This window comes from Streptomyces sp. NBC_01314 (assembly GCF_041435215.1).
Lineage (GTDB): Bacteria > Actinomycetota > Actinomycetes > Streptomycetales > Streptomycetaceae > Streptomyces.
Genome location: NZ_CP108394.1, coordinates 3945961 through 3958073, shown reverse-complemented (window position 1 = coordinate 3958073; position 12113 = coordinate 3945961). Strand labels below are relative to the sequence as shown.

General features: G+C 69.1%; 9 protein-coding genes and 1 pseudogene. 6 read left to right on the top strand and 4 right to left on the bottom strand.

Annotation, left to right across the window (positions count from 1 at the left end):
• Positions 1-13: 13 nt before the first annotated feature.
• The 3 genes from mctP to OG622_RS17235 all read right to left on the bottom strand — a co-directional run bounded on the left by mctP (position 14) and on the right by OG622_RS17235 (position 2918).
• Entirely contained in the window at positions 14-1639 is a 1626-nt protein-coding gene (mctP, locus tag OG622_RS17245) for a monocarboxylate uptake permease MctP (protein ID WP_371576972.1), read from the bottom strand.
• Positions 1636-1905, bottom strand: a complete 270-nt coding sequence (locus tag OG622_RS17240) for a DUF3311 domain-containing protein (RefSeq protein ID WP_371576971.1) — start codon at positions 1903-1905, stop codon at positions 1636-1638. Before OG622_RS17240 ends, mctP begins: the two co-directional genes overlap by 4 nt.
• Before the next feature lie 248 nt (positions 1906-2153).
• Positions 2154-2918, bottom strand: coding sequence for a GntR family transcriptional regulator (locus OG622_RS17235; protein WP_371576970.1), 765 nt, complete (start codon positions 2916-2918; stop codon positions 2154-2156).
• A 368-nt stretch (positions 2919-3286) separates the two neighbouring features.
• Here OG622_RS17235 and OG622_RS17230 point away from each other — a divergent pair, with 368 nt between their 5' ends.
• The 4 genes from OG622_RS17230 (at position 3287) to OG622_RS17215 (ending at position 8290) form a co-directional block, all read left to right on the top strand.
• Positions 3287-4567, top strand: a complete 1281-nt coding sequence (locus OG622_RS17230; RefSeq protein WP_371576969.1) for an extracellular solute-binding protein — start codon at positions 3287-3289, stop codon at positions 4565-4567.
• Between the two features lie 311 nt (positions 4568-4878).
• Positions 4879-5871 carry a carbohydrate ABC transporter permease gene (locus OG622_RS17225; protein WP_371576968.1) on the top strand — a complete coding sequence of 331 codons (993 nt, stop codon included), beginning with the start codon at positions 4879-4881 and terminating at the stop codon, positions 5869-5871.
• Positions 5868-6731 carry a carbohydrate ABC transporter permease gene (locus tag OG622_RS17220; RefSeq protein WP_371576967.1) on the top strand — a complete coding sequence of 288 codons (864 nt, stop codon included), beginning with the start codon at positions 5868-5870 and terminating at the stop codon, positions 6729-6731. The genes OG622_RS17225 and OG622_RS17220 overlap by 4 nt, the downstream gene beginning before the upstream one ends.
• Before the next feature lie 8 nt (positions 6732-6739).
• Complete coding sequence (locus OG622_RS17215) at positions 6740-8290, top strand: glycoside hydrolase family 3 protein (protein ID WP_371576966.1); 1551 nt, start codon at positions 6740-6742, stop codon at positions 8288-8290.
• A gap of 208 nt (positions 8291-8498) precedes the next feature.
• Here the strand turns inward: OG622_RS17215 and nagB are convergent, their stop codons facing one another.
• A complete protein-coding gene (nagB, locus tag OG622_RS17210) occupies positions 8499-9284 on the bottom strand; it encodes a glucosamine-6-phosphate deaminase (protein WP_371576965.1) in 786 nt (261 codons plus the stop codon).
• A gap of 141 nt (positions 9285-9425) precedes the next feature.
• On the opposite strand from nagB, the pseudogene OG622_RS17205 reads away from it, so the two are divergent.
• Both OG622_RS17205 and OG622_RS17200 read left to right on the top strand, forming a co-directional pair.
• Positions 9426-9931: pseudogene (locus OG622_RS17205) on the top strand (TetR family transcriptional regulator C-terminal domain-containing protein).
• A gap of 505 nt (positions 9932-10436) precedes the next feature.
• Positions 10437-11912, top strand: coding sequence for a sensor histidine kinase (locus OG622_RS17200; RefSeq protein WP_371576964.1), 1476 nt, complete (start codon positions 10437-10439; stop codon positions 11910-11912).
• The last annotated feature ends 201 nt before the right edge of the window (positions 11913-12113 follow it).

Genomic DNA, 12113 nt, shown 5'->3' with positions numbered 1-12113 from the left:
ACCCGGCAGACGTCTAGTGCCCCGCCCCCGCCGTCGCCGGCGGCAGTTCCACCTGGACGCCCGCGTCGCCCGCGTCCGCCTTGTAGTCCTCCGGCCTGGTCTCGTCGATGCCTTCGGGAGCCTTGAACGCCCGCAGGACGAAGGTGAGGACCACCGTGACCACGACGTTGAGGACGAAGGCGGTCAGGCCGATGTAGCCGATCTCGCCGATGCCGGGGATCTCCGCCGAGGAGCCGCCGAAGTGCTTCTGCGTGGGGGAGGCCACGCCGTACGCGGCGATCGTCCCGTAGAGCATGCCGACCGCCCAGCCGGCGAGGAGGGCCCAGCGGTGGCACCAGCGGGTGAAGAGGCCGCCGACGAGGGCCGGGAAGGTCTGGAGGATCCAGATGCCGCCCAGGAGCTGGAAGTTGATGGCGACCGTCTTGTCCATGGTGAGGACGAAGGCCAGCGCGCCCACCTTCACCAGCAGGGACACCAGCTTGGAGACCTTGGTCTCCTGGGCGGGCGTGGCGTCCGGCTTGATGAAGTCCTTGTAGATGTTGCGGGTGAAGAGGTTCGCCGCCGCGATGGACATGATCGCCGCGGGGACCAGGGCCCCGATGCCGATGGCCGCGAAGGCGACGCCCGCGAACCAGTCGGGGAACATCGTCTCGAACAGCTGCGGGATCGCCAGCTGGCCGTTCTGCACCTGGATCCCGGCCGCGATCGCCATGAATCCCAGCAGGGCGAGCAGGCCCAGCATCAGTGAGTACAGCGGCAGGATCGTGGTGTTGCGGCGGATGACCTCGCGGCTCCTGGACGACAGCGTCGCCGTGATCGAGTGCGGGTACATGAAGAGCGCCAGGGCCGAGCCGAGGGCCAGCGTCGCGTACGTCCACTGGTTGGCGTCGCCGGGGACGAGCGCACCGCGCGGCTTGTCCGTCGCCGGGTTGGTCTGGCTGTACGCCTCGCCCGCCTTGGCGAAGATGTCGTCGAAGCCGCCGAGCTTGATCGGAATGTAGATGATCGCCACCGCGATGACGATGTAGATCAGGGTGTCCTTCACGAACGCGATCAGCGCGGGGGCCCGGAGGCCGGAGGAGTAGGTGTAGGCCGCCAGGACGCCGAACGCGATCAGCAGCGGCAGGTCCTTGATGAACCAGTTGGTGTTCTCACCGCCGCCCACGCCCATCACGTCCAGCACGGCCTGGATGCCGACGAGTTGGAGGGCGATGTAGGGCATCGTTGCCAGGATGCCGGTGAGGGCGACCGCCAGCGACAGGCCCTTCGAGCCGAAGCGGCCGCGTACGAAGTCCGAGGTCGTCACATAGCCGTGCTTGTGGGAGACCGACCACAGGCGGGGCAGGAACGTGAAGATCAGCGGGTAGACGAGGATGGTGTACGGCACGGCGAAGAAGCCGGCCGCGCCCGCCGCGTAGATCGCCGCGGGAACGGCGACGAAGGTGTACGCCGTGTAGAGGTCGCCGCCGAGCAGGAACCAGGTGACCCAGGTGCCGAACGACCGGCCGCCGAGGCCCCATTCGTCGAGGCTGTCGTTCTCGGCCTTGCGCCAGCGCGCGGCCAGGAAGCCCATGACCGTGACGGCCAGGAAGAAGAAGATGAAGACGGCGAGTGCCACGCCGTTCACGCCGTCCTTCACTTCGCGGCACCTCCACCCGGGGTCTCGGACCTGCGGGAGCGCTGGTCGCGCTGCCACAGGACGTACGCGGTCGCGGTGAGCGCGGTGGAGATGAACACCCAGGCCATCTGGTACCAGTAGAAGAAGGGGATGCCGATGAACGCCGGGTCCGTCTTGGCGTACGAGCCGACCCAGAGCATTGCCACGAACGGGGCGAGCAGGCACAGGGCGATGACCACCCTGACGGGTGTCACCACCTGTGGTCTCACTTCAGGCGCTTCTGACATGTCCCGGTTCCGTCCCCTCACTGATCTCCACTGGTCACGTGCTTGACGCGCAGGAAATGTAAGGGACGGGTTCCGCCGTATGGAACCCCCTGTCCGGATAACGGATGCGGAGGTTGTGTGTTCAGCCACGGCGGAACTCCTGCCGGGGCCCGCTTCCTGTCGATCCGTCGGCACGTGCTCGAACTCCCGGCAGTCGCGGTACACCGCGTGCGCCACCTGTGACTCGCCCCGGGGTGACCCCGAGCGGCTCAGTCCTGTGGGCGCTTGAGCCTTGCCACGAACTTGTACCGGTCACCCCGGTACACCGAGCGCACCCACTCCACCGGCTGCCCTTCCCTGTCCAGGGAGTGCCGGGAGAGCATCAGCATGGGCAGGCCCACGTCCGTGCCCAGCAGGCCGGCCTCGCGCGGGGTGGCCAGCGAGGTCTCGATGGTCTCCTCGGCCTCGGCGAGACGGACGTCGTACACCTCGGCCAGCGCGGTGTAGAGGGAGGTGTACTTGACCAGTGACCTGCGCAGGGCCGGGAAACGCTTGGCGCTCAGGTGGGTCGTCTCGATCGCCATCGGCTCGCCGTTCGCCATGCGGAGGCGCTCGATGCGCAGGACCCGGCCGCCGGCGGTGATGTCGAGCTGCCCCGCCAGGGTGTCGTCGGCGGTGATGTAGCCGATGTCCAGCAGCTGGGAGGTGGGTTCGAGGCCCTGGGCGCGCATGTCCTCGGTGTACGAGGTGAGTTGCAGCGTCTGGGCGACCTTCGGTTTGGCGACGAACGTGCCCTTGCCCTGGATGCGCTCCAGCCGCCCCTCGACGACCAGCTCCTGCAGCGCCTGCCGCACGGTCGTGCGCGAGGTGTCGAACTCGGCGGCGAGGGTGCGCTCGGGAGGCACCGGCGTGCCGGGCGGCAGCGTCTCGGTCATGTCGAGCAGATGCTTCTTCAGGCGGTAGTACTTGGGCACGCGTGCGGTACGGACGGTCGCCCCGTTCTCGTTCTCCGCACTGCTGACGTCGGTGCTCATGCTCCGCCTTCCCGGCTCCTCGTGGCGTGATCCCTCTGTATACCTTCGCAGGCTCCGCTGGTCTAGTCCACGGAGAGGTCTTCACTGGTCCACTCCGCGAAGGCGCAGTGGTCTACCCGAAGAGTCTGACTCAAGCGTGCGATTTTCGCTGCCTTATTACATAAAGGTTCCTGCATATGTAGGTCGCATAACGGCTGGTGAGAGGGGGTTCGAGCGCTCTTGACACGGTGAATGGTCTGAGCCAAGCTCCGGCGTACTGGTCTACACCATTGGTCCAGGTCCTGGCCCCATGGGCGGTACATCTGTCACCGCGGGGAGCAGGGGGGTTTGTGGCATCCCTGAGCAATGGCATCCCTGAGGAGGGTGGCGTGAAGAGGAAGCTGACGACCGCGATCTGTGTCGCGGGCATGATGGTCTCCATCGCGGCGTGCGGGGGCGGCGAGAAGAAGAGCTCGGACACCGGCGCGGACACCAAGGAGCTGACGGTCTGGCTCACGGTGGACGCGCAGAACAACTGGCCGGAGCTGGTCAAGGCCGCCGACGCGGCGATCGAGAAGAAGCACCCCGGAATCACCATCACGCACGAGTACTACGGCTGGCCCGACAAGAACGCCAAGCTCGACGCCGTCCTTGCCACCGACAAGGCCCCCGACGTGGTCGAGATGGGCAACACAGAGATGCTCGCCTACATGGTCAAGGGCGCCTTCGCCCCCCTCGACGCGGCGAAGTTCGACCACTCCGACGCCTGGCTGGACGGCCTCAAGGCCTCCGTCACCTACGAGGGAAAGACCTACGGCGTCCCGTACTACGCCGGTGGCCGCGTCGCCAACTGGCGCAAGGACGTCTTCGCCGCGGCGGGCGTCAAGTCCACGCCGAAGACGTACGACGAGCTCACCGCCGCCCTCGACAAGGTCCAGAAGAAGCGGGGCGACAAGTTCAGCGCCTGGTACCAGCCCACCCGCGACTGGTACGCGGCCATGTCCTTCGTCTACGACGCCGGCGGCTCCATAGCCGTCGAGTCCGGCGGCAAGTGGAAGGCCAGTCTCTCCTCGCCCGAGTCCGTCAAGGGGCTCAACGAGTTCAAGAACGTCGTCGACACGTACATGCACGGCGACAAGACCAAGGACGAGTCCGACCGGTACATCGTCTACGGCCAGGGCAAGTCCGGCATGATCTTCGCCCCCGCCTGGGAGGGCGCGACCGCCGCGGCCAAGGAGAACGACAAGACCGGCAAGCTCGAGGGCAACGTCGAGAACTTCGTGATGCCCGGCCCGTCCGGCAAGAACCTCCCCGTCTTCCTCGGCGGTTCCGACCTCGCCGTCCCGGTGAAGTCCGACGCGCAGACCGTCGCCGCCGAGTGGATCAACGCCTTCACCGGCCCCTCCGGCCAGAAGGGCCTGATCGAGAAGGGCAACCTGCCCAACAACAAGACCGACCTCGCCACGCTGAAGGACGACCCGGCGACGGCGGTCCCGGCCACCGCGGCCGAGTCCAACTGGTTCGTCCCGATGGCCCCCGGGTGGGGTCAGGTCGAGAAGGCGCAGATCCTGCAGACGATGCTGCAGTCCATCGGCACCGGCAAGCAGTCGGTCGAGGAGGCCGCGAAGGAAGCGGACGCCGAGATCGACAAGGTCATCAACAACGAGTGACGGGTGACCTGCGGTCGGGTCCGGCGGAGGGTGCCGGGCCCGGCCGGGGTGTCACAGACCGGTGCATGACACGGGCCGGTGCGTGACACAAGCCGGTGCGTGACGCAAGCCGGTGCATGACACGGACCGGTGGGTGACCCCAGCCGATGGGTGTCACGGCCGGTGGGTGTCACCAGCCGGTGGGTGACACAAGAAAGTGCCGCGATGGGTGGTTGGCTCGCTGCCCGTGTGTCGTGGCTGGGCGCGCAGTTTCCCCGCCCCCTTCGGGGCGCTCGCTGCCGGCCCCTCCTTCATCTGCTTAGGAGCGCGCGATGAGTGCCGCAGACACGACTGCCCCTGCGAAGGTGCCGCCCGCGCGGCCGGCGCCGCCGCCGCCTCTGCCGGCGGTTACCGGGAGTTCGGCCAAACGTTTGGGAGGCGGAACCGCTGTCCCCTGGGCCCTCCTGGCCCCCTGCCTGCTGATTCTCGCCGTCGTCCTCGGCTATCCGCTGGTCCGCCTCGTCACCCTGTCCTTCCAGGCGTTCGGCCAGTCCCAGCTGTGGGGATTCAAGCCCGCCGAGTCGGTCGGCTTCGACAACTTCTCCAAGGTGCTGGGGGACAGCGAGTTCTGGGCGGTCGTCGTCCGGACCATCGTGTTCGCCGCCGCCTCCGTCATCCTCACGATGGTCATCGGCATGGCGATCGCCCTGCTGCTCCAGCGGGTCTCCGGCTGGGTGAAGACACTCATCAACATCGCGCTCGTGGCGAGTTGGGGCATGCCCATCATCGTCGCCACCACCGTCTTCAAATGGCTCTTCGACTCCGACTACGGCATTTTCAACGCGCTCCTCAGCAAGCTCCCCGGCGTCGACATGATCGGACACAACTGGTTCGCCAGCGGACCGCAGGGCCTGGCCGTGATCACGCTGCTCGTGGTGTGGGGCGCGGTGCCGTTCGTCGTCATCACCCTCGGCGCCGGACTCACCCAGGTCCCCAAGGAGTTGGAGGAGGCCGCCCGCCTCGACGGCGCCGGCGCGTGGGGAGTGTTCCGCTACGTCACCCTCCCCATCCTCAAGCCGATCATCGTGATGCTCACGACCCTCTCCGTCATCTGGGACATGGGCGTCTTCCCCCAGGTCTTCGTGATGCGCAACGGCCACCCGGAGGCCGAGTTCCAGTTGCTCACGACCTACTCGTACGACAAGGCGTTCGTCGTCAACGACTACGCGCAGGGCTCGGCGATCGCACTGCTGACCGTGCTGCTGCTGCTCGGCGTGATCGGCGTCTACATGCGCCAGATGCTGAAGATCGGAGAGGTCGAATGAGCGGCACGAGCACGATCGCCACCACGGGAAGCCGCTCGGGGCGCCGGAAGTCGAAGCTCGGCTGGAACCTGCTCGGCCTGTTCGTCTTCGTCACCGCGGGCTTCCCCGTCTACTGGATGCTCAACACGGCCTTCAAGCCGGCCAAGGACGCGATCGACCCGGACCCCAGCCTGCTGCCGACGTCGATCACCTTCGCCAACTTCGGCCGGGCGCTGGACATCGCCAACTTCTGGGGCCCGGTCGGCCGCAGCCTCGTCGTCTCCCTCACGGTCGTCGTGATCGGCATCGTCGTCGGCATGCTGGCCGCCCTCGCCATCTCCCGCTTCGCCTTCCGCGGCCGGAAAGTGGTCATCGTCGGCATCCTGGCGGTGCAGATGGTCCCGCTGGTCGCGATGATCATCCCGGTCTTCCTGCTCCTGAACGACCTCGGTCAGTACGACCGCCTCAGCGGCCTGATCATCACCTACCTGACCTTCATCCTCCCGTTCACCGTGTGGACCCTGCGCGGCTTCATCGTCAACATCCCGCGCGAACTGGAGGAGGCGGCCATGGTCGACGGCTGCTCCCGCACCACCGCCTTCATCCGCGTGGTGTTCCCGCTGCTCGCGCCGGGCATGGTGGCGACCTCGGTCTACGGCTTCATCCAGGCGTGGAACGAGTACCTGTACGCCCTGATGCTGATGAGCCAGCAGAACCAGACCGCGACCGTCTGGCTCGGCAACTTCACCACCAAGCACGGCACCGAGTACGCCCCGATGATGGCCGGTTCCACCATGATGGCCGTGCCGATCGTCGTCCTCTTCCTCCTCGTCCAGCGCAAGATGGCCGCGGGCCTCACCGCGGGCGCCGTGAAGGGATAGCCACCCCGATGACGACATTCGCCACCGGCTCGCCCGGTTCTTCTTCAGGGCAGGACGGCCTCGCGCGGGACGCGCTGACGGTCCTGCAGCCCGGCTTCACGGGGACCACCGCCCCCGACTGGCTGCTGCGCCGCCTCGGCGAGGGCCTCGCCTCCGTCGGCCTCTTCGGCCGCAACATCACCTCGCAGGCACAACTGACAGCCCTCACCGCTCAGTTGCGTGCCGAGCATGAGGACGTCCTGGTCGCGATCGACGAGGAGGGCGGCGACGTCACCCGCCTGGAGGTCCGCACCGGCTCCTCCTTCCCGGGCAACCACGCCCTGGGCGCGGTCGACGACGTGGACCTGACCAGGGAGGTCGCCTTCGCCCTGGGGCGACGCCTGGCGGAGTGCGGCGTCAACCTCAACTGGGCCCCGTCCGCCGACGTGAACGCCAACCCCTCCAACCCGGTCATCGGGGTCCGCTCCTTCGGCGCCGATCCCGGCCTGGTCGCCCGCCACACGGCCGCCTATGTCACCGGGCTCCAGGCCGCGGGCGTCGCCGCCTGCACCAAGCACTTCCCGGGACACGGCGACACCGCCGTCGACTCCCATCACTCCCTGCCCCGCATCGACGCGGACCGCTCGCTCGTGGACTCCCGGGACCTGGCCCCCTTCCGCGCCGCCATCGCCGCCGGTTCGCGCGCGATGATGAGCGCCCACATCCTGGTCCCGGCCCTGGACGCCGACGTGCCGGCGACGCTGTCCCACGCCATCCTCACGGACCTCCTCCGTGGCGAACTCGGCTACGACGGCCTCATCGTCACCGACGGTATGGAGATGCGGGCCATTGCCGGCACCTACGGCATCGAACACGGCAGCGTCCTCGCCCTCGCCGCCGGCGCCGACGCGATCTGCGTCGGCGGCGGCCTCGCCGACGACGAGACCGTCCGCCGCCTCCGCGACGCCCTCGTCACCGCCGTCCGCGCCGGCGACCTCGCGGAGGAACGTCTGGCGGACGCGGCGAACCGGGTCCGGGCACTGGCGAAGTGGACACGATCGGCGGCCCCGGGAGCGGCGGACGGTGACGGGACGAAGCGCGAGGCCACCGGGGAGACGGCCGACGGCACCGGTGAAGGCGTCGGGCTCGTGGCCGCCCGCCGCGCCCTCGCGACGACCCACGCGAAGCCCTACGAGCCGCCCACCCTGCCTCTCTACGTCGCGGCCTTCACCCCGGTGGCGAACATCGCCGTGGGCGACGAGACCCCCTGGGGCGTCGGCGCGGAACTGGCCCGCCTCCTCCCGGGCACCGAGACGGGCACCTTCGCGGGAGACAGCGCCGGCGCCTCCGCCCTGGCGGTCGCCGGCACCCGCCGCATCGTCGCCGTCGTCCGCGACGAACACCGGCACCCCTGGATGACCACCGCCCTCGACACTCTCCTCACCACCCGCCCCGACACGATCGTCGTGGAGATGGGCATCCCCCAGTCCCCACCCCGAGGCCTCCTCCACATCGCGACCCACGGCGCGGCGAGGGTCTGCGGAAGGGCGGCGGCGGAGGTCATCGCCGGGGTGCGATAGAGGCGCCGGGTGAATCGACGACTGGGGAGGCCGGGGACCGGGAGAGGCACCGGACCAGGGAAGGCAGAGAAACGGAGGCACGGGGGCGGCGGAGGGTCGGGGGAGGAGGGGGAACAGGGGCGGCGGAGGCCGGGGGAGGCAAAGGGCTCCACAAGGAGGCGCCACAGCCCTTCACCGGGCCGTGGCGCCTCTGCGTGGCCCCGCCGCTCTAGATCCCCTGCCAGTCAGGCTTGTTGTTGTAGGTGTGCCGGAAGTAGTCCGCCAGCTTCAGCTTCGACGCGGCGCCCTCGTCCACCACGACGGTCGCGTGGCGATGGAACTGCAACGCCGACGCGGGGCACACCGCAGCCACCGGCCCCTCCACGGTCGCCGCGACGGCGTCCGCCTTGCCCTCGCCCGTGGCGAGCAGCACCAGGTGCCGCGCCTCCAGGATCGTGCCGATGCCCTGGGTGATGACGTGGTGCGGCACCTGCTCGATGTCGCCGTCGAAGAACCGCGCGTTGTCGATCCGGGTCTGCTCGGTGAGTGTCTTGATCCGCGTCCGGGAGGCGAGCGAAGAGCACGGCTCGTTGAACCCGATGTGCCCGTCGGTCCCGATGCCGAGCACTTGCAGATCCACACCCCCCGCCTCGGCCAGCGCCCTGTCGTACGCCTCGCACGCCCCCACCACGTCCTCGGCGGTCCCGTCGGGCCCCATGAACGCGTCCGGGCCCAGCCCCAACGGCTCCAGCACCTCCCGCCGCAGCACCGAGCGGTACGACTCGGGATGCTCGGCCGGCAGCCCCACGTACTCGTCGAGCTGCGCGACGCGCGCCCGCGAGGCGTCCACGTCACCGGACCGCGCCTTCTCCGCGAGCGCCGTGTAGATGGGCAGCGGGGTCGACCCCGTGGCCACCCCGAGCAGCGCCTCGGGCTTGCGCCGGAGCAACTCCGCCATCGCCTCGGCTATGAGCAGGCCACCCGCCTTGGCATCCGGAACGATGACAACTTCCACGCTGTGCCTGCCGATCTGGAAAGTAAGGACTCAGGAAGACTCGACCGGAACCCGCGGGGCCAAGCACTCCTCATGTGGTGTAGACCAATCTAGCAGGGGTGACCCCCGCTCCACAGGGGTCGGCCGGCCGCGGATCGTCCAGTGCAGGCTCAGCAGCGAGCCTTCCGTCGCGTCGAGGTGCTGGCCCGTGATCTGAACGGCGAGGAGACGACGACGGCGCTCACCCGCGTCATGGGTATTGCCTACGGCACCCGGTACGCCGGCTTCGGTGACCGGGCTCTCGCCGAGGAATCCACCGCTCGCGCCGCCGTAGCGCGGACCCTGCGGGAGGCCGCCGCCGCCGTGTACACGGACCCCGGCCACCCGCACGGCTGTCTCTTCGTCCACACGGCCGTCAGCTCGACCCCGGAGGTGGCCGAGTCCCTGCGCCGACGGCGCAATGCCACCCATCGGCCTTCGAAAGTCGGATAAGAGCCGGCGTCGCGGCCGGTGAGCTGCCCGCGGACACCGACACCGACGCCACCGCCCTGGCCCGACGCGCGGGCGCAGTCCTCCACGGTGTGTCCCAGCATGCCCGCGACGGGGCGACCAGGCAGGAACTGGAGACGGTCGCCGAACTCGCCATGGCGATCCGGCCCCGAGCCTGACGCTCCACGGGACCGGTCGCAGGGCCGGTCACGGGACCGGGCCGAGGCGTTCCGGCTCGCCCCCGGGCGCGAGCGGGCTACTCTGCGTGTGCGCCACGGTGGATGCGGGACAATGGACAACAACAAACATCCGCCAACGCATGGACACACGCAGTGGTCTAGTCAAGAATGCGTGGTAGGGCATTTGATCGATCAGCGGCCCGGCCGCGGACGATCACACCGTACGAAGAACAAGCCTCCGCCTTCCCCGCACAGGAAGGCGGACCGAGGACCCGGCGCTCTCTGCCCTGACTGCTCCGGATCCTCATCTTCGGCCGACTGGGACCGCACACCCCACGGCCGATGTTGCTCCGGGCTGCGGTGCCGGGAGGGCTGAGGGTCCCTCTCAGGCGCCGCGGCCCGCGGGTGTCTCCGGGGCCGCTGCGGCAGCCGGTTCCAGAGCCTGCACCGGCCACGCCAACCACTGTTTCCGGTCATGTCCGTACCGCCAGGTACGCTCGCACACGTGCCCTCCATGAACGAACTCGTCCGCCAGCACACCGCTCTCAGCGACTCCGACCTGGAGTGGTTGCATCTGCTGGTGTCGGAGTGGCAGCTGCTGTCCGACCTCTCCTTCGCCGACCTGGTCCTCTGGGTCCCCACGCGCGACGGCACCCGCTATGTCTCCGTGGCGCAGATGCGCCCCAACACCGGCCCCACCTCGTACCAGGACGACATGGTCGGCCACCTGGTCCCGCGCGGCCGCCGACCCCTCCTGGACGCCGCCCACGACGAGGGCCGCATCGTCCGCGAGGGCGACCCCGAGTGGCGTGAGGAAGTGCCCGTACGGGTCGAGTCCATCCCCGTGCGCAGGGAGGGGCGCGTGCTCGGCGTCATCGCGCGCAACACCAATCTGCTCACCGTGCGGACCCCGAGCCGACTGGAGCTGACCTACCTTCAGAGTGCCTCCGACCTGGCCCAGATGATCGCCGCGGGCGCGTTCCCGTTCCCCGACCAGCAGGTCGACATGGACGCCTCGCCGCGCGTCGGCGACGGCCTCATCAGGCTCGACGCCGACGGCATCGTCCAGTACGCCTCGCCGAACGCCCTCTCCGCGTACCACCGCCTCGGCCTCGCCGCCGACCTCGTCGGCTGCCATCTCGGCCGTACGACCGCCGAACTCGCCCCCTCCCGGGGACCGGTGGACGAGGCGCTGGCCAAGGTGGCGAGCGGGTGGGCGCCGCGTGAGTTCGAGATCGAGTCCATCGAAGGGGTGATCCAGTTCCGCGCGATCCCCCTCAAGCCCAAGGGCCCGCGTATCGGTTCGCTGGTGCTGCTGCGGGACGTGACGGAACTGCGCCGCCGCGAGCGCGAGTTGATCACCAAGGACGCGACCATCCGGGAGATCCACCACCGGGTGAAGAACAACCTCCAGACCGTCGCCGCGCTGCTGCGCCTCCAGGCCCGGCGCATCGAGTCCGAGCGTGGCCGCGAGGCCCTCGAAGAGGCGGTGCGACGGGTCGGGTCGATCGCGATCGTGCACGAGACGCTGTCCCAGAACCTGGACGAGCGGGTGGAGTTCGACGAGATCGCCGACCGGGTGCTCGCCATGGTGGCCGAGATCTCACCGGGCAAGGTCGTCGGCCGGCGCACCGGACGCTTCGGCATCCTGGATGCGGAGGTCGCGACTCCGCTCTCGATGGTCCTCACCGAGATTCTGCAGAACGCGCTGGAACACGGCTTCCGTGAGGGCGACACCGGCACCGTCGAGGTCTCGGCCGTGCGCGGCGGCGGCACCAAGGAGACGCGTCTTCTCGTCACCGTCCAGGACGACGGCGTCGGCCTCCCCGACGGTTTCGACCCGCACCGCTCGGGCAATCTCGGCCTGCAGATCGTACGGACGCTGGTGGAGGGCGAGTTGGGCGGCACCTTCGACATGGTCCCGGCTCCGGAGCGGGGTACCCAGGTGATCCTGGACCTCCCGGTGCGGGCCCAGAAGTAGCGGCGCGTACGACAGCTGCGGTCATCAGGCCCACCACGGCTGTCCTACGCAGAACAGCACCGAGCCCCGGACCATCATGCGGTCCGGGGCTCGGGCTCGTGGCTTGTTAAGCGCATCGGGGCACTGCGCGCTGCGGCTCGGGGGCGGGAGAAGCGCACTCGCTGTGCGCGCCGCCAAGCTCAGGCTATTGCTGGGTGGGAT

What these genes read in the sequence shown, in the direction of transcription:
- OG622_RS17240 (WP_371576971.1), bottom strand. Translation starts at nt 1,905, where the DNA reads ATGTCAGAAGCGCCTGAAGTGAGACCACAGGTGGTGACACCCGTCAGG.
- OG622_RS17235 (WP_371576970.1), bottom strand. Translation starts at nt 2,918, where the DNA reads ATGAGCACCGACGTCAGCAGTGCGGAGAACGAGAACGGGGCGACCGTC.
- OG622_RS17225 (WP_371576968.1), top strand. Translation starts at nt 4,879, where the DNA reads ATGAGTGCCGCAGACACGACTGCCCCTGCGAAGGTGCCGCCCGCGCGG.
- OG622_RS17220 (WP_371576967.1), top strand. Translation starts at nt 5,868, where the DNA reads ATGAGCGGCACGAGCACGATCGCCACCACGGGAAGCCGCTCGGGGCGC.
- OG622_RS17215 (WP_371576966.1), top strand. Translation starts at nt 6,740, where the DNA reads ATGACGACATTCGCCACCGGCTCGCCCGGTTCTTCTTCAGGGCAGGAC.